This is a genomic window from Lactobacillus agrestimuris, assembly GCF_943193025.1.
GTDB lineage: Bacteria > Bacillota > Bacilli > Lactobacillales > Lactobacillaceae > Lactobacillus > Lactobacillus agrestimuris.
Window position 1 is genome coordinate 13,973 of record NZ_CALPCQ010000004.1, and the last position, 21,372, is coordinate 35,344.

17 protein-coding genes and 1 tRNA gene are annotated in these 21,372 nt (G+C 35.8%); 13 read left to right on the forward strand and 5 right to left on the reverse strand.

What is annotated here, in order from left to right:
- Nucleotide 1 precedes the first annotated feature (1 nt).
- Entirely contained in the window at nt 2-1,162 is a 1,161-nt protein-coding gene (locus NFR82_RS01745; RefSeq protein ID WP_251716433.1) for a mannitol-1-phosphate 5-dehydrogenase, read from the forward strand.
- Nucleotides 1,163-1,403: 241 nt separating this feature from the next.
- On the opposite strand, the gene NFR82_RS01750 is transcribed toward NFR82_RS01745, so the two are convergent.
- Nucleotides 1,404-3,062, reverse strand: coding sequence for a phosphoenolpyruvate carboxykinase (ATP) (locus NFR82_RS01750; protein ID WP_251716434.1), 1,659 nt, complete (start codon nt 3,060-3,062; stop codon nt 1,404-1,406).
- Between the two features lie 200 nt (nt 3,063-3,262).
- On the opposite strand from NFR82_RS01750, the gene NFR82_RS01755 reads away from it, so the two are divergent.
- The 7 genes from NFR82_RS01755 (at nt 3,263) to NFR82_RS01785 (ending at nt 11,227) form a co-directional block, all read left to right on the forward strand.
- Nucleotides 3,263-5,116 carry a TerB N-terminal domain-containing protein gene (locus NFR82_RS01755; protein WP_251716435.1) on the forward strand — a complete coding sequence of 618 codons (1,854 nt, stop codon included), beginning with the start codon at nt 3,263-3,265 and terminating at the stop codon, nt 5,114-5,116.
- Nucleotides 5,117-5,129: 13 nt separating this feature from the next.
- Nucleotides 5,130-6,461 carry an ATP-binding protein gene (locus NFR82_RS01760; protein WP_251716436.1) on the forward strand — a complete coding sequence of 444 codons (1,332 nt, stop codon included), beginning with the start codon at nt 5,130-5,132 and terminating at the stop codon, nt 6,459-6,461.
- A 17-nt stretch (nt 6,462-6,478) separates the two neighbouring features.
- Entirely contained in the window at nt 6,479-8,695 is a 2,217-nt protein-coding gene (locus tag NFR82_RS01765; protein WP_251716437.1) for a DEAD/DEAH box helicase, read from the forward strand.
- 174 nt (nt 8,696-8,869) lie between these two features.
- Nucleotides 8,870-9,628 (forward strand): NADPH-dependent oxidoreductase, encoded by a 759-nt coding sequence (locus NFR82_RS01770; RefSeq protein ID WP_251716438.1) that lies wholly within the window; start codon nt 8,870-8,872, stop codon nt 9,626-9,628.
- Nucleotides 9,629-9,713: 85 nt separating this feature from the next.
- Nucleotides 9,714-10,490 carry a putative ABC transporter permease gene (locus NFR82_RS01775; protein ID WP_251716439.1) on the forward strand — a complete coding sequence of 259 codons (777 nt, stop codon included), beginning with the start codon at nt 9,714-9,716 and terminating at the stop codon, nt 10,488-10,490.
- A 51-nt stretch (nt 10,491-10,541) separates the two neighbouring features.
- Nucleotides 10,542-10,614: transfer RNA gene (locus tag NFR82_RS01780), tRNA-Thr, on the forward strand.
- Nucleotides 10,615-10,888: 274 nt separating this feature from the next.
- A complete protein-coding gene (locus tag NFR82_RS01785) occupies nt 10,889-11,227 on the forward strand; it encodes a hypothetical protein (protein ID WP_251716440.1) in 339 nt (112 codons plus the stop codon).
- A gap of 100 nt (nt 11,228-11,327) precedes the next feature.
- Here the strand turns inward: NFR82_RS01785 and psiE are convergent, their stop codons facing one another.
- Nucleotides 11,328-11,747, reverse strand: coding sequence for a phosphate-starvation-inducible protein PsiE (gene psiE, locus NFR82_RS01790; protein ID WP_251716441.1), 420 nt, complete (start codon nt 11,745-11,747; stop codon nt 11,328-11,330).
- Complete coding sequence (locus tag NFR82_RS01795) at nt 11,747-12,520, reverse strand: Cof-type HAD-IIB family hydrolase (RefSeq protein ID WP_251716442.1); 774 nt, start codon at nt 12,518-12,520, stop codon at nt 11,747-11,749. Before NFR82_RS01795 ends, psiE begins: the two co-directional genes overlap by 1 nt.
- A gap of 637 nt (nt 12,521-13,157) precedes the next feature.
- Between NFR82_RS01795 and apf the strand changes: the two genes are divergently transcribed.
- The 3 genes from apf (at nt 13,158) to NFR82_RS01810 (ending at nt 15,567) form a co-directional block, all read left to right on the forward strand.
- Nucleotides 13,158-13,808: an aggregation-promoting factor gene (gene apf / locus NFR82_RS01800; protein ID WP_251716443.1), complete on the forward strand. Its 651-nt coding sequence runs from the start codon at nt 13,158-13,160 to the stop codon at nt 13,806-13,808.
- A 99-nt stretch (nt 13,809-13,907) separates the two neighbouring features.
- Nucleotides 13,908-14,972, forward strand: coding sequence for an SEC10/PgrA surface exclusion domain-containing protein (locus tag NFR82_RS01805; RefSeq protein WP_251716444.1), 1,065 nt, complete (start codon nt 13,908-13,910; stop codon nt 14,970-14,972).
- 19 nt (nt 14,973-14,991) lie between these two features.
- Nucleotides 14,992-15,567 carry a histidine phosphatase family protein gene (locus NFR82_RS01810; protein WP_251716445.1) on the forward strand — a complete coding sequence of 192 codons (576 nt, stop codon included), beginning with the start codon at nt 14,992-14,994 and terminating at the stop codon, nt 15,565-15,567.
- A 54-nt stretch (nt 15,568-15,621) separates the two neighbouring features.
- Here the strand turns inward: NFR82_RS01810 and NFR82_RS01815 are convergent, their stop codons facing one another.
- Both NFR82_RS01815 and NFR82_RS01820 read right to left on the reverse strand, forming a co-directional pair.
- Complete coding sequence (locus NFR82_RS01815) at nt 15,622-16,611, reverse strand: SLAP domain-containing protein (RefSeq protein ID WP_251716446.1); 990 nt, start codon at nt 16,609-16,611, stop codon at nt 15,622-15,624.
- Between the two features lie 92 nt (nt 16,612-16,703).
- On the reverse strand, nt 16,704-17,516 hold the full coding sequence (locus NFR82_RS01820) for a Cof-type HAD-IIB family hydrolase (protein WP_251716447.1): 813 nt from the start codon (nt 17,514-17,516) through the stop codon (nt 16,704-16,706).
- Nucleotides 17,517-17,678: 162 nt separating this feature from the next.
- Here NFR82_RS01820 and NFR82_RS01825 point away from each other — a divergent pair, with 162 nt between their 5' ends.
- Together NFR82_RS01825 and NFR82_RS01830 are read left to right on the forward strand one after the other, a co-directional pair.
- Nucleotides 17,679-18,695, forward strand: a complete 1,017-nt coding sequence (locus NFR82_RS01825) for an alpha-hydroxy-acid oxidizing protein (RefSeq protein ID WP_251716448.1) — start codon at nt 17,679-17,681, stop codon at nt 18,693-18,695.
- A gap of 127 nt (nt 18,696-18,822) precedes the next feature.
- The gene (locus NFR82_RS01830) at nt 18,823-21,327 is read left to right on the forward strand and encodes an excinuclease ABC subunit UvrA (protein WP_251716449.1); all 2,505 of its coding nucleotides are present in this window, start codon (nt 18,823-18,825) and stop codon (nt 21,325-21,327) included.
- Nucleotides 21,328-21,372: the final 45 nt, after the last annotated feature.

The following is a 21,372-nucleotide window of genomic DNA, read 5'->3' on the forward strand; positions in this document are numbered from 1 at the left end:
AATGAGAGCAGTACATTTTGGTGCAGGTAATATTGGTCGTGGATTTATTGGTGAAACTTTAGCTGATAATGGTTTTGGAATTGATTTCGTTGATGTTAACGAAACAATTATTGATGAATTGAACAAGCGCGGTGAATATGATATTGAATTGGCCGCTCCTGGTAAAAAGAAGATTCATGTTTCTAACGTTGATGGTATTAACAATGCTAAGAATCCAGAAAAGGTTGTTGAAGCAATTAAGAATGCTGACATCATAACAACAGCTATTGGTCCTAAGATCTTAGCAATCATCGCTCCATTAATTGCAGAAGGTTTGACTGCTAGAGTTAAGTCAGGCAACACTAAGCCTATCGATGTTATCGCTTGTGAAAACATGATCGGTGGTTCAGAACACCTTAAAGAAGAGGTCTACAAGCATTTAGATGACGACGTTAAATCTGAAATTGATAAGTACGTTGGTTTCCCTAACGCAGCTGTTGATAGAATTGTGCCAATTCAACACAATGATGATCCGTTGTTTGTTTCAGTTGAAGACTTCAAGGAATGGGTAATTGACGAAAGCCAAATGAAGAATAAAGATATCAAGTTGAAGGGCGTTGATTATGCACCAGACCTTGAACCTTATATTGAAAGAAAATTGTTCTCAGTAAATACTGGTCACGCAACGGTTGCTTATACTGGTAAAAGTCTTGGTTACGATACAATTGGTGAAGCCATTAAAGATCCAGTTGTTTTGAAGCAAGTAAAGCGTGTCTTAGCAGAAACTCGTTCACTTCTTTACCACAAGTGGAACAAGGAATTTACTGAAGAAAGTCTTGAAGAATACCACAACAAGATTGTTAACAGATTCCAAAATCCATACATCTCAGATGACATTGCTCGTGTAGGTAGAACTCCAATCCGTAAGCTAGGATACAATGAAAGATTCATTCGTCCGATTCGTGAATTGAAGGAAAGAGGCCTTAGCTACGATGCTTTGATGGAAACAGTTGGTAGAATTTACCACTTCGATGAACCAAATGACAAGGAAAGCGTCAAGTTAATGCAAATGCTTAAGGATGAAGACTTAAAGGATGTCATCGTTGAAACTACTGGTTTGAAGGATGATCCAGAATTAGTTGAAGAAATCATTGCTTCTTACAAGCAAGCTGATAAAGATTAAATAATCTATTTTTAAATTTCCCCTCTCAGATAAATAATAGTTAGAAAAAGTTCGTAACGAAAGGTTGCGGACTTTTTTGTTAAAATCGATAATTTGAATATCAAGATATACGAGAAGATGACTATATGAAATTTTGATCAGCAAGTATACTTAATCAAAAGAAAAAGGGGAAGACAAATGCCTTCCTCTTTTATGTAGAGAATGATATATAATGTTTGAAAATATATACTTAACTAATTTATTAGCTTAATTCCTTGATGATGCCTTCCAAAGTCTTCTTAGCTTCTTCTTGAATTGGAGTATTTGGATGTTCTTCATCATACTTGTTTAACCAATCAAGACGATCTTGCATTCTTCTTGCCAAAGTTTTTTGGTATTCAGGATCGTCAAGGTGTACCTCGTAACCATCGATAGGTAAGTAGCTAACACCCTTGAAGTTACCGAATGGTTTGAAATCCTTATCAGTGATTGAACCGTTAGCCAAACCTTCAATAAGCTCTTTAGTAACTTCCTTAGGAATATCTTTACCCATAAATGCATCAGTATTTAAGATGTAACAATTTGCTCCACGCTTGGTAAACAATTCCTTGAAGTCACGGTAGTCACCGGATACTGGGTATGCACGGAATGGGTCTGCGAATGGTTCAATTACTAAAGTATTCATATCGAAGCCTTTTGGTAAGTTTTCTGCAGAAGTTCTCTTAGTTGCAAGAGTACATCCCATAGTAGTAGCAAGAACTGGATCATCAATTTTAAGTAGTGGTGGAAGTGAACCATCCTTCATAATCCAGAATAAAGCGGTAATAGGTGCCTTTTCAAAGTCAACACGGTGAGGACTAGTGTAACGGGTCTTGATAACACGACCATTGTTGTTACGTAAGTCTTCAGTAACGATTACCTTATTACCATTTGAGTCTAATGTTACATCACAGTTCATTATAGTGGTGTAGTACTTAGTTTCATGGTGACCTGCTGGGTAGTCGTGAGTCTTATCAAAGTATGAAGGTTCTAAGGCAACCGATGAGCCATCTTCACGTGAAATGATAAATGCATCATCGTGAAGAACGGTGATGTCGTACTTGCCATCGTACATTTCGTGAGTCAATGTTGACTTACCTGAACCCGACAAGCCATAGAATGCGAATACCTTATCATCCTTGTCCTTAAAGTGGAATGACTTTTCACCACCGTGACAAGCAGTATAACCATGTCTGTGGGCCATTGCCCATGCCAAGGTTAAAGTACCCTTCTTAAGTTCACCAAAGTAGCGAAGGTTAAAGACGGCAGCACAGTTATGTGGAGCATCAAAGACTCCAAAGCCCTTTGGATAATCTAGATCCTGAGTATTTGGATCGAAGTAGAAATAAATGTCAGGTTCTTCATAGAACTTAGACTTCTTGTACATCTCTTCTGCTTCGTCATCGAAGAAATGGAAGTTTAATATGTATGAAAGTAAGTTGAATGCTTGATCTTCAGGCATCATAACATGTGCTTTAACAGTGAAAGTAGGGTCAAGTCCTACCAAAACAGTTGCCTTCAAAAATTTTTGATTATGGCCATTATAAATATCTTCACGTAAGTTGCCAGCTAATGCTTCAGGATCTTCGTTTGGATCGTCAGTAAAGTGACGAGCACTAGCAGTTCTACCTAAAATTTTACCGTGATTGTAAACAAGTTGTGTTGCACCTTGTGGTAAACCTAATTCTTTTGTATGTAAAATTGGTAAGTCTGTAACAATGACGCCAGGTTGCTGTTTAGCCAAGTTATAGGCTTCGGCCACACTAGTAATTTCATGAACATTGTTACCATAGAATGCACTTTCGATAGTTGAGCGAACTCGACTAAACATTGGATTTGCTTTTCTTAATTCATCTTGTGAATATCGTTCTTTTGTACTCATAGTAGCTCTTCCTCCCTCAAATTCAGAAAGCGGTTTCATGCTTTTTGACAAATATAGAATAACATAATTGGTTGTGAATAACTACACAATTTCAAAAGATAACTAAAAGATAACTATAAGTATTTTAAAAACAGTTATTCAAAATAAGTGGTAAAACTGCTATAATATTCAGAACGTACGTACGAATGGAGGCCGGAAAGTTGAATTTTAATGAGTTAAGTCGTTATGTTTATCAAAAGTTTGGCTTGAAATTCAAACCAGCAATTCCGGGATCAACAGAGTTATATGTTTTAGAATCACCATTAGATGGGGCATATTTTGCCATGATGTCTCGAATTAAAAAAACTAATGCAGGTATGGATCAAGATGGTTATATTTCAACTTTAGATTTAAGATGTGGATCTTTTTCAGATATGATTCGTGATTTACCTGGCTTTAGTTCAGCCTTTCGCTTGAAAGCTAACGATTGGGTTGGTGTTTGGCTTGATCAGGCAAGTGAAAAGACGGTTAAACAGGCACTTGATTATGCTTTTAAGCTTGCAATGAACAAGAATGAGCAAGTGGACGTTTCCAATAGTCAATATATTTTTGTCCCTGGTGAAAAAGTCGATAATAAGTATCAAAGCCAAGCAATTAAACCTCGCAGTAAAGTTAGAAGAAAAAATAATTCAAATGTTCCTAACCAAATTTTGAAGATGCAAGAGGCGTATGACTATAGCCTGCTTCCATCAATGGGGAGAGAAAAGAACTTCTATCATCAAGCGGTGATCATGAAAGATTATGAGGATGATTTTGATGAAAAGGTTAACTTTAAGCAATATTATCCAACATATCATGATATGAAAATTTCACAGCTGCGAACTTATTTCACTTGGCGCAAAAATATTCGTAAGGGAAAATTTGAAAAGATTAGTACCTCTTATGCTTATGTCTATGTTTATGAACTTTTAAACGACGTGGCTGATGACCCAAAGAAAAGTTTTCGTAAGTTAAGAGAGTTTATTAATAAGTATATTTTAATTTACGATGTGGGGATGTTAGTTAATGTTGAAAGTTGGTTGAAAGACTATGTGATTTACTACCAACTTGATTATGAGGCGGTTGAAGCAGCTTTCAAGCAGGAATTGGCAGAAGATCATAATTATCAAGTTTTACTTAAACCTGAAGAATATTCTGCCAAGGAAATTTTTGCTGTTTTAGAAGGGATATCCACATATTTAAAGAATTGTTTATCTTACAAGAAATTAGGTGAGCAATTTGAGGAAATTGTTTATTATGTGTGGAAAAGTCTTGTTGCACTTAAACTTGAACCGAGAAGATCTTTTTTCAGTAAATATGTAGCTACAGCAAGTACTTTAAGTAAGAAACTATTTGCAGGTGCAGTTTTTTATCAAAGAAAGAGTAAATTTGAAGACTTTGATCTCGATCCTGTAAGACATATTTCATACCAAGATGGGCACTGCTACTTAAAGGCTTACTATCCAATAAAAAATCAGAAAAGTGAAATTAATACTTTTTTGCATGAGATTGATCGACTTCTAAGAAAAGAATTTTCTTTAGGGAGACCGCTAAAAGCTCGGCCAATGGAAAAGCATTTTTTAGAAGTAATCGAAACTGGAATCAAAAATTATGAATCTGAAAAGGAACAGGAAAAGCGTAAAGTTGAGATTGATTTTTCAAGTTTAAATAAAATTCGTTCGGATGCATCAGTGACTAGAGATAGTTTGCTAACTGAGGATGAATTACGCTTTGATGAAGAAGATCTTAAAGAGAATGTTCAAGATAAGCAAGATAAAATAGAAAGTAAAGATACTGAAGAAGGCGAAAGATATGGGTTAGATCCTGACGAGCTTTATCTAGTCAAGGCTTTGCTTAAAGGCTTAGAATATAAAGATTACGTGAAAAGTCACCATTTGATGTTGTCAATTGTTGTTGATAATATCAATGAAAAACTTTTTGATGAGATCGGTGATTCTGTCGTTGAATTTGATGAAAAAAATCAGCCAATAATCGTTGAGGATTATCTTGATGATCTAAATGAAATGTTTAAATAATGGAGTGATATTAATGCCAGAGAAAAAACGGAAAGTTCCGAAAAGAATTGCACAGGCTGTGCTTAACTCTTTAAAGGGTGGGGTTGTTCCAAGAATTGGACTTCCTTATGTAACAGTTGGACGTAAAAGTGAAATTGAAGCCTTTTTACACGATGTTGATGTAATTTCTGAAGGTGGAGCATCATTTAGATTTATCGTTGGGCGCTATGGCTCAGGTAAAAGTTTTCTGCTTCAAACCATTAGAAACTATGTCATGGATCGAAATTTCGTTGTTGTTGATGGTGATTTATCCCCAGAAAGACGCCTTCAAGGTGGAAAAGGTCAAGGGTTAGCAACATATCGTGAATTAATTCAAAATTTATCCACAAAAACTCGCCCAGAAGGTGGGGCATTAACTTTAATTCTTGACCGGTGGATAAATTCTGTGCAAAACGAAGTTATCCAAGAAACAGGTCTAACAGATGATGATCCAAAGTTTGAAAAAGAAATGGATAAAAAAATCTATGATGTTATCAATAATTTAAGTGAGATGGTGCATGGTTTTGATTTCGCTAAAATTTTGAATATGTACTATCACGCTTATTTAGAAGACGATGATGAGACCAAGGCTAAAGTCGTTAAGTGGTTCCGCGGAGAATATACGCATAAAACTGAAGCTAAGAAAGAACTTGGTGTAAGCATCATTATCTCTGATGATGACTGGTACGAATATTTGAAATTGTTTGCTAGTTTCTTCAAGCAAGCTGGTTATGCTGGACTCGTGATTATGATTGACGAATTGGTTAATATCTACAAAATTCCAAATGCAATTAGTCGTCAATATAACTATGAAAAAATCCTTACTATGTATAATGATGCGATGCAAGGTAAAGCCAAATATCTTGGCATTATTATGGCAGGAACTCCGCAATCAATTGAAGATCGCCGACGTGGTGTATACAGTTATGAAGCATTGCGTTCTCGTCTTTCAGAAGGTAAGTTCTCAAAGGCAGGAGCTCGTGATATGTATGCGCCAGTAATTAAACTTGATCCATTGACTGCAGAAGAAATGCTAGTTTTAACTGAGAAGTTGGCCGATATGCATGCTGGTTTTTATGGCTATGAACGCACAATTACTGATGATAATTTAGCCCAATTTATCAAGATTGAATATGCTCGAATAGGTGCGGATACGAATATTACTCCGCGTGAAGTGATTCGTGATTTCATTGAATTACTTGATATCGTTTGGCAAAATCCACAAACCAACATTGAAGAACTACTTAATTCAGATCAATTTTCTTACACTAAATCTGAAGCAGTTTCAGATGATAAGAAGGATGATTATACTGAATTTACTATTTAAAGAAAGTAAGATGAATTATGGACGTATTTGATCATTATGCTCCGTTTATTCAAGACTATATTTATGAACATAATTGGCAAAATCTTCGTCCGATTCAGGTAGCAGCGGCCGAAGAAATTTTTACAACTAATCATAATGTGCTTTTGGCAGCATCAACTGCTTCTGGAAAAACCGAAGCAGCATTTTTTCCAATTCTGTCAGAAATTAGTGAAGAAAAAGCTGACTCAATTCAAGTTCTGTATATTGCACCACTAAAGGCTTTGATTAACGACCAATATGATCGTTTAACTGAATTGTGTGAACCTGCTGATATTAAAGTTTGGCGCTGGCATGGAGATGTAGCACAGTCACAGAAAAGACGAATGTTAAAAAAGCCGTCAGGTATTTTACAAATTACACCTGAATCACTTGAAAGCTTTATGATTAATAAGCATATGGATGTGCCACGTCTATTTCATGGCTTGAATTTTATCGTAATTGATGAACTTCATTCTTTTTTGCGTAGTGATCGTGGTGGACAGACTTTTTCTTTAATTGAACGAATCTCGAAATTGGCTGATGTGAATCCTAGACGAATTGGACTTTCAGCAACAATTGGAAATTTAGATGATGCAAGTAAATTTTTAGGTGCAGGTAGCAAGTATGATACGGTGGCACCACGAGCTCAAAATGATCGTCAAGTATGGCGTCTTTCAATGGAACATTTTTATGAAACCGATCCGCAGGCTTCAAGCAAGGACTTTGATCCAGCAGAAATTGTGGAAGCTAAAACTGACAAAGCACCGGAGTTGGCTGATCCGGGAATTGGGTATATTTTTGAACACACTAGAGGAGCAAAGTCGCTGGTTTTCACCAACAGTCGTGAAGAATGTGAGGCCGTGTGTCAGGAGCTGCGTGAATATTGCCGCTATAACCATGAACCAGATCGCTTCTTGATTCACCATGGTAATTTGTCGCCAGCTTTGCGTGAAACTGCTGAACAGGCGATGAAAGATGAAGATTCTTATATGACTACATGTGCTACGGCAACGCTGGAATTGGGAATCGATATCGGAAAACTAGAAGCAGCCTATCAAATTGATGCACCGTTTACAGTTTCAGGCTTTTTGCAAAGAATGGGACGAACGGGTAGACGGGGAACACCGCCAGAAATGCATTTTGTAATGCGAGAAGAACATCCAGAATCTAGAACGATGCTGCCAGATTTAATTCCGTGGTCACTACTTCAAGGAATTGCATTAGTTCAACTATATATTGAGGAAAAATGGGTAGAACCACCTAACCCTAATCGCTTGCCGTACAGTTTGCTTTATCATCAAACAATGAGTACTTTAGCAGCAAGTGGAGAAATGACCCCGGCAGAGCTGGCTTCAAGAGTTTTAACCTTGTCATATTTTCACAATGTTAGTCAGGAAGATTATAAGGTCCTACTCAAAAATTTGATTAAAACTGATCATATTCAGTGGACTGAAAATAAGGGCTTAATTCTTGGACTGGCTGGGGAAAGAGTTGTTAATAACTTTAAATTCTATGCGGTTTTTCAAGAAAACGAGGAATTTAGTGTTCATGCTGGTAGTGAAGAATTAGGTACGATTGTGAAGCCGCCACCTGTTGGTGATAAGATTGCGATTGCAGGTCGCGTTTGGGTGGTTGAAGATATTGACCGCAAGCGTCATCAAGTCTATTGTCACGGAGTTGAAGGTAGAATTCCTGCATATTTTGGGGATGTACCTGGTGATATTCATCCGCATATTTTGCACAGAATGAGAAAAATTCTATCTGAAACAAATATGTATCCATATTTGATGAAAAATGCGAAAGCTAGACTTACTCAAGTGCGTGATACAGCTAATATTGCAGGACTTCCTGATAAGCAACTAATTAATTTAGGTGGAAAAATGTGGGCATTTTTCCCTTGGACTGGTTCGTATGCGTTTTTAGCACTTGAACGATTGCTTAGAATTAAGTGTGCCGATCGACTTAATTTGCGCGGCTTTAATTCATCAAGACCTTATTACATGGAATTTGCGATGGATGCAAATGAAGAAGAATTTTTCAAGATTTTGAAAGAAGAAGCAAATAAGGACTTTGATCCGATGACTTTAGTGTATCCTAAGGAAGTTCCGGTTTTTGATAAGTATGATGAGTATTTACCAGATGAGCTGATTAGAAAAGAATTTGCTCAGGGCGTCCTTGATATTGAAGAGATGAAACGTTGCGTTAATGCGATGTAAAAGGCATAGCCGATTAGATTCGGTGATGCCTTTTTTATTCTTAAATTAAGTTTTCAAGTAATAGAGTTTTAATCAGATAATTTCTATTTGTCTTAGATAAATTCATTAATATCATTTTTTATTTTTTAGAAGAGTTGTATACTAATCTTTAGTAAGCAAAAAGAGGGAAGAAAAATGATACATAATTCAACTATAGATGCACAACTTAACCACCGCTCAATCAGAAAATACAAGGATAAAACTTTATCTAAAGAGCAATTAGAAACGCTCTACGAAGTTTTTCGTCAAACTCCAACCAGCATGTTCATGCAAAACGCAACTTTGATGCATATTACCGATGAAGCAAAACGTGCCAAAATTCGTGAACTTTGCAATCAAAAGTATGTTGGTGCAGAAGGCGATTTATTCATCTTTGTAGTTGATCTTTACCGTAATCAACAAATTCGTCACCAATTAGGAAAAGATGATGGTCGTGTTCACACAACTGATATTTTCTTCCAAGCTGTTGAAGATACCTTGTTGGCTTATCAAAATGTGGCCAATGCTGTAGAAAGCATGGATCTTGGTTATGTGCCACTTGGTACCATCAATGATCATCCGCTTGAAATGCTTGCAGAATTAGACCTTCCAAAATTGACTTTCCCAATCTTAGGAATGCAAGTTGGTGTACCTGACCAAGCACCACAATTGAAGCCACGTCTTCCACTTAAATTTACGACTTTTGAAAATGAATATTCAAAGGACTTTAATGTAAAGGATTTAGCAGATTATGATCAAGTTGTAACAACTTATTATGACTTGCGTGATTCTAATAAGAGAATCGATTCATTCACTAATCAAATTACTGGTGCTAAGCTTGCAAAGCATGAAACTGATCGTGATGAATTACCAGAACTTTTACATAAACAAGAACTTTGTTTAGACTGGAAGTAACATAATTGTATATGTGGCAATAATATTTAGATTGGAACTAGCATAATTATATGAGACAATAATATGATAGAAGGAGTTGAAACATATGCCTTATTCACTATCGGAGATTATTGTCTTATTTTTTACCTATTCAGTAATTGGCTGGCTATGGGAGACATTCTATTGTTCACTTAAGGATCATCATTATGATTATCGTGGATTTCTTTTTGGGCCATATTGTCCAGTTTATGGTTTTGCAGTTACAACAATCTTAATTTGTACATATCGCTTTCAAGACAACATTATTTTGTTGTTCTTGGTCGGAATTGTGGTAGCGACAATTTTTGAATATGTGGCTAGTCTGTTTCTTGAAAAAGTTTTCCACATGGTTTTATGGGACTATTCACATTTATGGGGAAATATCCAAGGACGCGTTGCACCAGTAATTTCATTATTCTGGGGCTTCGGAGTTGTTTTACTTGTTAAGTTTATTCAACCGTTTGTTCAAAGAATCATCAATTGGGAAGAGATGAAAACCCATGGTGGACTTGCTGCGATTGTGGTTTTAGTTATGGGAACAGATCTAGTTCTTACTATTATAAGTGTGAGAAGATTCCATGCTACAACTAAGATGTGGGATGAACGGATTAATAAGCGTCTTGATGAACTTCATGTTCGCTTTGATGAAGCAAAAAGCAATATGAAGTTGCGTAAGAAGCTTCATGATGATATTTTTACGCATATTGATAAGATTCGCCCATCACGCAGACTTAGCTGGAATCAAAAACGTTTTATGAATAGTTTTGCTAAAATGCGCTTTAACGATACTGAAAAGTTTGAAAACTTCAAAGATGACTTAAAGAACAGGGGCTTATTAAAATAGAAATTTGGATTTCTAGGAAGTTTTTTGGTATAATTCTTTTGTTAGAAATATGCCAAATTAGCTCAGTTGGTAGAGCGCTTCCCTCGTAAAGAAGAGGTCGGCAGTTCGATCCTGCCATTTGGCATAAACTTATATTATTAAATTTAATTAACCTTTATTTATCAATGCTTTATGAAGATAAGTTGAAGATAAGTAAAGGTTAATTTTTTTGCAAAAATAATAATTATGCACACGCAATGCACATAAAATTTTCTGTGTGCATGGAAGAAACCAGAGGTAAGGCATAAGGCTTATTAAGAATTTCTAAAGCAATCTTCAAATTATGTTATAACATGCTATACTATTACCTGTGACACGATGTCACCTGAGTGATATAAATATAGAAAGAGGTAAGTATTATGAATACACAGTTTCTTCCCGGAGCAATAATTGAGACTCCGTACTCAGAAAATAAGTATTTAGTTGTTTCAAGCCCAATGCGCATAGCTGCATTGAACAACGCAGTTAAGGCAGTTCCAATTATTGAGGAAAAATCTAATGACTGTTACCAAAAACGTCATCTACCAATGTCGAGCAACTTAAAGACAAACGGTTTGATTTGTTTGCATAAGCCAAAGTGGCTGAATTGCGATAATCTTAATAGAATAGAGCAAATTGAGGATCAGCTTTTAACTTATGTACTTTCAATTACCGAGAAGTTACTGCCAATTTCTTTTGATAAGAAAGGTTCTAAATAACTTATCTCAAAAAGCTTAGCCATCTGGCTAAGCTTTTTGTATACTGTAAAATAATGTTTGATTGTAAAAATAGAAGGAAAACTCTATCTAAGTAATTTTTCTACGATTCTTTAAAATATTTATTGTAGCCAACCATTCCAATAATCAAAATTAAAATAGCAATGGCACTACCAATAACTTCCATCATATTGGTATGAGCAGTGATCAGACCTCTAAGAAGAGCGGTAATTCCTAGTCCCATCAAAAATGAAATACTGGTATGACCATTATTTTTTAGAGCCGCAATAATCATTTCTTCAAATTCGAAGAACAAGAAGAAGACAATAATATCATCCATGATCTTAGCATTTCTGTCAGCGATTGAAGTTGCAAAAATTGCTTGGAATAAAACATATAATTCTCTAAAAATTAAAATAGCAATTAAAATTCCTAACAGTCCAAGTGCAATTACAATCAAAACTTGAAGACAGTGAGCGAGAAGATCATTGACCTTTTGATAGTTTTTATTTAGATTTTTCATTAGATCACCTCATAATGCTTAAGTGCATTATAAATGCCATCTTCTTCAATGTCATCTGTGACGTAATTTGCAATTTCCTTTAATTCATCAATACCATTTCCCATAGCTACACCAATGCCCGAATTTTCAAGCATTTCTAAGTCGTTATCGCCATCTCCAAAGGAAATAATTTCATCTTCATTTAGGCCATAAAGCTTTAGCATTTTTCTAATTCCTACTATCTTACTACCATCTTTTGGAACAATATCAAATCCAAGTGGATTCCATTGAGTTAGACGGCAGTGAGGAAGTCGGTCCATTAGTTTATGAGCGGCAGTTCCATCGCCATAAGTCATACATTGATAAATTTTCCTTCCATCGTATTCACCAATATCAGGCAAAGGTGATAGGATTCTTTTCAAAGTGATATCAACATCTTGATTGATATAGTTGATATAAATTTTGTCATCTTCTACAAAATTAAGTGGAAGAGACTTATTTCTAAATTCTTCTACTAATACTTTGGTATCTTCAGGATCAATTGGATGGTCGAAAATAATATTTTGATCATGATCGAGTCCGATTTGTCCATTTGAAGTAACGTATCCTTCAAATTCTAATTCGTTAACCGGGAGACGATTAAGTTCCAGGATGTGACGACCAGTAGCAACAAAGGGTAAGATATTATTCTTTTTCATTTCTTGGAAGGCCAATTTTGTGCTTTGAGGGATGCTATTGGTCTTGTGAGAAAAAAGAGTTCCATCTACGTCAAAAAAAGCAGCTTTAATATTCATATTTATTCCCTACTATATTTATTGTTCAATAAAAAATGGAGCCGGATTTGCCGACCCCAAATTGAAGAAAAATAATTAGTTTTCTTCCTTAGCTTCATCTAAAGCTTTCATGATTGAAGGATTCTTACTGTGGCAATCCTTGAGCATTTGTAAATCTTCTTCATTTAATTTAACAACGTATTTAGTCATAGTTTTATTCCTCACTTTGAAAAAATCTATCTTAATTATAGCTCTTACTGCAAATAATTACATGGTATCTTTCAATAATTCAATAAAAAGTAGAAAAAACAAATTGAAAAGAATATTTTTCGTGGCTAAATGTTTGCATTGTTAAACTGATGTATCGCAAATTTTTACTGCCAAATATATGTTCTTTCGTTATACAAAAACCGAATAAGTCTTGATAAATCAACACTTGAGCATATTCGATAATAACGATGAATTGTTTTACTAATATTACAATTGTTACAACTTTGTAATATTAGTAATATTTTTTTAACTCTCGAGTGATATTTCTGTTATGGTTCTGAAATTTTCAGCATGTAGTATATAGGCTGTAAATCAGGAGCGATTAATAAACACAGATACAAACAATGACATAGCTCCTGAGAGTATTTATTTTTAAGGAGAGAATTTTTTGAAAATTAAATCTATCTTAACTAAGTCAATCACCGCAGCTTCATTTACTTTAGTTGGTGCAGCTGCATTTACTACAACTAATAATGTACAAGCTTCTGTTGTTGAAAATGACGCAGCAGTTTACACTGTACATACTTCAACTACTGTATACAACAATTACCAAAACGGTGCAGCAACTGGTCAAGTTTTAGCACCAAACACTTCATGGAAAGTTATCAAGACTGCGTATGACGCACAAGGCGACAAATGGTACGATCTTGGTAAGAATCAATGGGTTAAGGCTGAAAAGGCTGTAGCTGTTTCAACTAACGCTCAAGCTCAAACACAAGCTAATACTCAAACTCAAAACACTTCAGTTTCAACTCAAGCTCCAGTATCACAATCACCTGTAGTTGCTTCAAACGCATATACTACTAATGTTAGTGGTTCAGAAGCTAGTGCTAAGGCTTGGATTGCTGGTCGTGAATCTGGTGGTTCATACTCAGCACGTAATGGTCAATACGTTGGTAAGTATCAATTATCTTCAGCATACCTTGGTGGTGACTACTCAGCTGCTAACCAAGAAAGAGTTGCTGATAACTACGTAAAATCACGTTACGGCTCATGGACTGCTGCTAAGAACTTCTGGCAAGCAAATGGCTGGTACTAAAATTCAATATTTAATTACACAGAAAGGATTTAAGAAAGGGTAGTTCTTAAATCCTTTTTATTTTATAATTATTTTTAAATAACCAAGCATGGAGGATTTATGCGAATTAAAAAAACAGTAACAGCTATTAGTATTGCAATTGCATTAGCGGGATTAGGTGCAGTTAATAACACTGTTAATACTAACTATACTCAATCAGTACAAGCGGCAAGTAATAAATACATTAATGTTAAGGGAAATAAGCGAGTTCGTTTATATAATGTAAATGGAAGTAAGTCAAAATATTACGCTGCTCCTAAGAAAAAATACCGTTATACTGCAAAACGCTATCTAAAGATTTCAGGTAAGAAACAATTAGCTTATAAAATTGGAGATAATTCACATTGGCTTCTTGCGAAAGATGCAAAGGCTGCCACTTCATATGTAAAGGCAAAAATCACTTTACCGAAGGCCTACACTAGATCCGCTCTTTTAAATGCTTATAAAGGTAAGCCTAGTTCTAAATTTGTTGCCGCTTGTATGAAGGGGATGAAAGATAATGACTTTAGTCGAATTAAAGCAGGTGAAAATGCCGCTGATAATAAGACTAAGATCAATCTTGATAATTTAACCACTGAACAAACAGAAGAGTTAGGTAAGTATGCCTTAAATTTGATTAATGGCGCAAGAAGTCAGCTTGGTCTTCCAGCTTGGGTATATAGTGAAGGTACGCAAAAGTTAGCTGTTGATATTGCAACTGAATATGCTAAGGCTGGTCGCGGTATTAATAATGGTGATCATTATGTTCAAGGAATTGTTAATGCTTGTCATAATAACGGCTTAAAACTAGACGATAATTTTGTTGAAGATATGGCCGGCTTTAAACTTAATAGTCCGGTTATTACTATGACTGAAATGAAGAAGAATATTTACTTTGGTATTAAGCAAATGATCTTTGGATATGTTGGTAGCGGTGAAAGTGGCCGCGCTAAGAAGAGTAACTATCGTGAATGGGAACATGCAGGAGACCTCTTTAATACTCAAGGTTCAAAGAATACTGATGGCGATTATAACTACTTCGGTTTCAGTATTTCGAAGACTTCAAATGTTTATTCAATGCATTTCATTAGTGTGCCAAGTTATGTAGTTAACAGTAGTAAATACAATCAAGGATTTAGACCATAATTTAAAGAGGGTAATAAGAATGACAAAGACAGTTTACTTAGTAAGACATGGACAAACATATTTCAATTATTATCATAAGGTTCAGGGCAGATGTGATTCACCATTAAACGAACGTGGAATTCGTCAGGTTGAAAAGGCCCGTGAATATTTCAAGGATAATGGGGTAAAGTTTGATTTTGCTTTTTCTTCAACTCAAGAAAGAGCTTGTGATACGCTTGAAATTATCACTGATCACAAGATGGATTACACTCGTTTAAAGGACTTACGTGAAAAGTGTTACGGCATTTTTGAAGGTCGTGATGAATTTTTATTGCCATGGAATTATGGTAATGATAATGTTGATCCAACTATGGAAACTAATGAACATGTTGTTGCAAGAATGAGACGTGCACTTGCAACTATCCTTGATCAAATGGAAGATGGGCAAACAGCTTTGGTTGTTGGACATGGTGATATTTTAGCTCGCTATGTTCGTGAAGAAACTGACGAAAATGAATTTGGCGGCTTTGGTAATGCTAGTGTGGTAAAACTTACTTTCAATGATGGTAAGGCTAAATTTGAATCATACTTCTGGCCAGCTGAAAATATGGAATAATAAAGAAAAAGCTTGAGACGAAAATCTCAAGCCTTTTTTGAATATAATCTTAAATTATCTAAGTCGGGTATCAAATGTAAAGTTACCCATGTATTCATCGGTCACATCTTGATCATCGATACCGTATTGGCCACTATCACCCCAGTATAAGTATTGAGCGTTTTTACCGTTAGTACCTGCAATCTTGAAGTAAAGTGTCGAGTTATCACCATTTCCGGTTTCTTTTAAACCATCGACTTTGAGTCTTTGACCAGCTTTGATGATACGTGAAGTTTGCTTTAACTTGTAGTTGTAAACAGGTAAGTTAATTGAAGTTCTGATAGTTGTGCTGCCACCGTTTTGGTAAACTGAATGACCATCAATTAATGTAACGTTACCAGCATTAATGTAAGCACCGCTTCCTAAGTAGTAATATTTACTGCCGCGAATAGTATACATCTTGAGTGCACTACTCTTTGTTTGTGAAAGATTAGTGTAGAAGATAAATTTATCACTTTTTGTTGCTTTATGTGATTTGCTAGAAGAAGTGATTAGTGAGTATTTAGGAATAACTCTTTGTCCCTTATAAGAAATACGTTGACCGCGTTTATTATAAATGTAAGCATTGCTTCCAAGAATTAAAACATTTTTTCCATTCATTGACGCAATGTTTTGTCCTTTAAGATAGTGATTATTACCGATGTTGACATAAGGGGCAGGTTGATAGACGTATTCAATACTATGCTTTTTCATTAATTTTGGATTTAACTTAAGCGCATCATAACTATATTCAATGTCTTGTTTAGTCTTGATGATAATTGGTTGTCCATAATATTTCATGGTTGAGCCAGGCTTAACAGTAACTGCTTCAGTCATACTTCTACCATTAACATCTTGCTTTTGTAATACAGATTTACCATTTTTTTGATAAACAAGAAAGTTGTTAAAACCTTGTTTGAGTGTAATTTTGCTACTACTTGCAGAAACCGATTGACTAAGCATAACTGTTGGAATAACTGCGATTGCTAATGCAACAACTGCTTTTAAAATTTTATGGTTTTTCATATTTTGCCTCCATATCTGGCGATTATAGCATAATTTTTGAAAAGAAATATAAAAGGATTAGACTAATTTTTCAGTCCAATCCTCTTTTTAATTTAAAATACGAATTTATCAAAAGCTTCGCTAATGCCATCTTCATCATTGGAAGAAGTGATATAGTCAGCTGCTTTTTTAGCTTCTTCATCACCATTTGCCATGCAAACACTAGTGCCACAGTTTTCAAACATGCTGATATCATTATATTCATCACCAACTGCCATAATTTCGGCTTGAGTAATGTTAAGCTTACTTGCCAATTCTCGTAAAGCATTACCTTTGTTAACGTGTAAGGCAAATAGTTCTAGAAAGTATGGATCAGTTCTGATAACCGATAAATCTTTTTTAAATTCCTTACGAATTTTGGGTTCAAATTCATCTAAGATATCTGAATCACCAACAAAGCATCCCTTAGCAATCCGCATCTTTTCTTCAGGCAATTCTTCAGGATTTCGAATATATAGTGGATCTTGATTTTCATATGCCTGTTGATAAATCATCGGATCAACGTTATGGTCAGCGGTAATAATGCGAGAATTTGCATCAACAATATTAAAGGGAATCTTATTTGCAAGTCCAAATGCTGTCAAAATTCGGTAATAACTATTAGGAAGCAAATTTTCACTAATGATATCATCGTCTGCATTTCGAACAATTGCACCGTTAAGAGTTATTACATATTCGCCTGAACCCATAATTTCAAGTTCATTCATGTAGCCTTTTAGGCCATCGATTGGTCGTCCTGAAGATAAAACAACTCTAATTCCCTTATTTAAAGCCTTTTTAATTGCGATTTTGGTGCTTTCTAAAATTTCCCCGTCTGAATTTAAAAGTGTGCCATCTGTGTCGATTGCGATAAGTTTTATAGCCATAATCTTTCTCCTTTTGTGTAATCGATTACATTATAAGCTAAAAATAAAATCAATTATAGTAATAAGCCACAAAAAGGATAGTATGCTAATGAAGTATTAGCCTAAATTATAATTTTGACGAAAAAATTGTAAATCTTCTATAATAATCTTTAGGTGATGAATATGACAAAAGAAAATAAAGTAGATGCTGCAACTGGCGCATCATTCAAGAAAGAAAATATTGTAAAAACCGAAAACACTCCAAGTCCATGGCCTGGTCCTAAAGGGATGATTCCTGTGACAAGTGGCCGAGCAGACGATGCCAATGTTCACAATCGAGCATATCTCGACAATATTTTGGTCGAAATGCGTTTAATTGATTCAGTTGAGCCAGATCTAACAACTGAGATTTTTGGTAGAAAATACGCTTCGCCATTAACTCTTGCGGCAGTTTCGCACTTAAATAAAGTATTAGATGATCCGAGTCGTCAACCAATGCAAGAAAAAGTTCGTGCAGCTAAGAATATGCATGTACTTAACTGGATTGGAATGGAGTCTAATGAAGATTATGAAGAAATTGTCAAAGATGCTGGCGATACAATCAGAATCGTAAAGCCATTTGCTGACCACAAGAAGATTATTGATGAATTGCAATTGGCAGAAAAGCTTGGTGCGGTAGCAGTCGGCATGGACATTGACCACGTTCCAGGTGACAATGGAAAGTATGATGTTGTTGATGGCATCCCACTTGGTCCTATCTCATTTAATGATTTAGAAAAGTATGTTAAGGCCACTAACTTACCATTTGTTGCTAAAGGTGTTCTCTCTGTTCAAGACGCTGTTAAGGCTTATCAAGCAGGTGCTAAAGCTATCGTGGTATCGCACCACCACGGCCGTGTTCCTTTTGGCGTGCCACCACTAAAAGTTTTACCAGCAATTAAAGACGCACTTAGTGATACTGGTATGACTATCTTCGTCGATGGTTCACTTATGACAGGTTATGATGCATATAAGGCACTCGCTCTTGGCGCAGATGTGATCTTAATCGGTCGCGGAATTTTGAGCGAGCTGCTTAATGATGGACAAAAAGCTACTGAAGCAAAGATCGAACTCTTGAATGAGCAATTATCACAAATGATGATGTACACTTGTGTGAAAAATACAAAGTCATTTGATCCTAGCGTTCTTCATTTTAATTAATAAAAGTATTGACTGTAACTCCGCGTTACAGTCTATTTTATTTATATTAGGAAGATTTTAAATTAATTCAAAAAATTATACAATTGACACATATGAAAATATCAGAGTAATCAAAAGAAGGATACAAATGGAATTACCAAAGAAAATTGAGGTGCGCGGTGGTCGCGTCCATAACTTAAAGAACATTAATGTTGATATTCCATTACACAAATTTATTGCTATTTCTGGTTTATCAGGATCAGGAAAGTCAAGTTTGGCTATGGGAATTCTTTATGAAGAAGGATCAAGGCGTTATCTTGATGCCCTTTCAACCTATATGAGAAGACGAATTAAGCAAGGCTCACAATCTGATGTAACTAGCGTGAAGCATATTCCATCAGCCTTGGCTCTTCGTCAGCGTCCAAGTGTGCCAAATGAACGTGCAACAGTTGGGACAACCACCGAAACTTTTAACATTGTACGTTTAATTTTTTCTCGTCTTGGTTCACCTGTATGTCCAAATGGGCACAGAGTCGCAACAAGCCTTGATATTGCGGAAGCAATGGCAAAGTCTGGTGATGAAATGGGCCTAATTACTTGTCCAACATGTGGTGTACAATTTTATGTTCCAAGTGCTGAAGATTTTGCCTTTAATTCTGGTGGTGCTTGTGAAAATTGTGGTGGTATTGGAAAAGTTCGTCAGCTTGATGAAAATAAGTTGATCGCTGATCCTAATCTTTCGATTGAAGATGGGGCTGTGGCCTCATGGAGTCTGCCAGGTCGAAATTTCATGCCGAGCGTGGCTGAGCATGCCGGAGTTCGAATCAATATTCCATTTAAAGATTTGACCGAAAAGGAAAAAGATTTTGTCCTAAATGGTCCCGAAAAGAAATACAAAATGGACTTTCTTTCAGGTACTGGTCGAGTATTCCACGATTTCAATGCTTTGTATGAAAATGCTCATATGGCCGTTCTTCGCTCGGCTAAAAGCAGTAAGAGTGAACGAGCACAAAAGAGAATTGCGGAATTCTTTTCATATTCAACTTGTCCAGTTTGTCATGGTACTCGCCTAAGACCTGAACTTCTTAAACAAACTGTTAATGGTAAAAACATCGCTGAAGTTGAAGAGATGCAGCTTGGTGATCTACCAAAATTTAGCAAGCAAGTCCTTGATAAACTTCCACAGGAAATGCATAAGATGGCTAAGGCACTTCTTACCGAATTAACAGATAATTTACAACCATTACTTGATTTAGGTTTGGATTATCTCACCATGGAAAGAGCAGGGAATACTTTATCCACTGGTGAACTTCAAAGAATTCAGCTGGCTAGAACTTTAAGAACTGAAACAACTGGTGTGCTTTATGTTCTTGATGAGCCTTCAATTGGTCTTCATCCAGCTAATGTTGATGGCTTAATTAAGGTATTAAGAAAATTAGTTGATCAAGGAAATTCATTAGTTGTTGTCGATCACAACGTTGATATTATTAAAGCTGCTGATGAAATTATTGAAATTGGCCCAGGTTCTGGTGAACAGGGTGGTCAAATTCTTGATCAAGGTACTCCTAACGAGATCAAGCAAGATAAAGAATCACTCATTGCGCCATATTTGAATGGTAAGGCTAAGCTTCATGCTAGAAAAGTAGCTGATAAAGTTAATGATGAAGCGATCAGTTTTGATGTTGAAAACTACTTTAATTTGAAAGATGTTCATGCCGAAATCCCACTTAATCAGTTAACTGCGGTAACTGGATTTTCAGGAGCAGGAAAGACCAGTTTGATCTTAGATTCACTTGTTCCTGCGATTCAGGCTCAGGCAAAGAAAGAAACTTTACCTAAGCAAGTTAAAAATTTCTCCTCATCAATTAATAGTGTAGTAAGTGTCGATGCTAGTCCAATTGGCAAAAGTACGCGTTCTACAGTGGCTACTTATACTTCAATTATGGATAATTTGCGGAAGCTTTTTGCAAGACAAGAACTTGCTAAAAAGCGCCATTATACGGCTAGTTACTTCTCCTACAATAATAAGGAAGGAGCCTGTCCAACCTGCGGTGGAACAGGGATTATGACACTTGATATTCAGTTCTTGCCAGATATGCAGCAGACTTGTACCACTTGTAACGGCAATCGCTATAACAAAAAAATTGAAGAAGTTAAGTGGAATGGGATGTCGATTGTTGATGTCTTAAATCTTGATGTTGAACAAGCTATTCCGATCTTTAAGAAAGTGCCAAAGATTGAACGTGAACTTAAGCTGCTTAAGGAAGTTGGATTGTCATATTTGCACTTGGGTGAAGATACGCCAACTCTTTCTGGTGGTGAGGCTCAACGCCTTAAGTTAGTAACGCACCTTAGCCGTAAGCAAGATGATACTTTGTTTGTCTTTGATGAACCAACTATTGGACTTCATCCCCTTGACGTCAAAGTCTTAGTAGAAGTAATGCAAAAGTTGATCGACCAAGGTGCAACTATTATTACAATTAGTCACGACTTGAATTTGATTGTTAATGCAGATTATATGCTTGATCTTGGACCACGTGGAGGAAACAATGGTGGACATATTGTGGCTGAAGGTCGGCCAGAGGAATTAATTAAGCAACCAGGGAGCTTAACTACAAAATATTTAGCAAATTATTTAAAAATTTTTGCCTAAATCGAGTTAAATAATCTCCCTTTTTTTGCAAAGAACATTAAAATA

Bases quoted from the DNA above. Each gene is read 5' to 3' on its own strand.
- NFR82_RS01815 (WP_251716446.1), bottom strand. From the start codon at position 16,611: ATGAAAAACCATAAAATTTTAAAAGCAGTTGTTGCATTAGCAATCGCA.
- NFR82_RS01760 (WP_251716436.1), top strand. From the start codon at position 5,130: ATGCCAGAGAAAAAACGGAAAGTTCCGAAAAGAATTGCACAGGCTGTG.
- NFR82_RS01810 (WP_251716445.1), top strand. From the start codon at position 14,992: ATGACAAAGACAGTTTACTTAGTAAGACATGGACAAACATATTTCAAT.
- NFR82_RS01765 (WP_251716437.1), top strand. From the start codon at position 6,479: ATGGACGTATTTGATCATTATGCTCCGTTTATTCAAGACTATATTTAT.
- NFR82_RS01750 (WP_251716434.1), bottom strand. From the start codon at position 3,062: ATGAGTACAAAAGAACGATATTCACAAGATGAATTAAGAAAAGCAAAT.
- NFR82_RS01775 (WP_251716439.1), top strand. From the start codon at position 9,714: ATGCCTTATTCACTATCGGAGATTATTGTCTTATTTTTTACCTATTCA.
- NFR82_RS01820 (WP_251716447.1), bottom strand. From the start codon at position 17,516: ATGGCTATAAAACTTATCGCAATCGACACAGATGGCACACTTTTAAAT.
- NFR82_RS01805 (WP_251716444.1), top strand. From the start codon at position 13,908: ATGCGAATTAAAAAAACAGTAACAGCTATTAGTATTGCAATTGCATTA.
- NFR82_RS01770 (WP_251716438.1), top strand. From the start codon at position 8,870: ATGATACATAATTCAACTATAGATGCACAACTTAACCACCGCTCAATC.
- psiE (WP_251716441.1), bottom strand. From the start codon at position 11,747: ATGAAAAATCTAAATAAAAACTATCAAAAGGTCAATGATCTTCTCGCT.
- NFR82_RS01785 (WP_251716440.1), top strand. From the start codon at position 10,889: ATGAATACACAGTTTCTTCCCGGAGCAATAATTGAGACTCCGTACTCA.
- NFR82_RS01825 (WP_251716448.1), top strand. From the start codon at position 17,679: ATGACAAAAGAAAATAAAGTAGATGCTGCAACTGGCGCATCATTCAAG.
- NFR82_RS01830 (WP_251716449.1), top strand. From the start codon at position 18,823: ATGGAATTACCAAAGAAAATTGAGGTGCGCGGTGGTCGCGTCCATAAC.
- NFR82_RS01795 (WP_251716442.1), bottom strand. From the start codon at position 12,520: ATGAATATTAAAGCTGCTTTTTTTGACGTAGATGGAACTCTTTTTTCT.
- NFR82_RS01745 (WP_251716433.1), top strand. From the start codon at position 2: ATGAGAGCAGTACATTTTGGTGCAGGTAATATTGGTCGTGGATTTATT.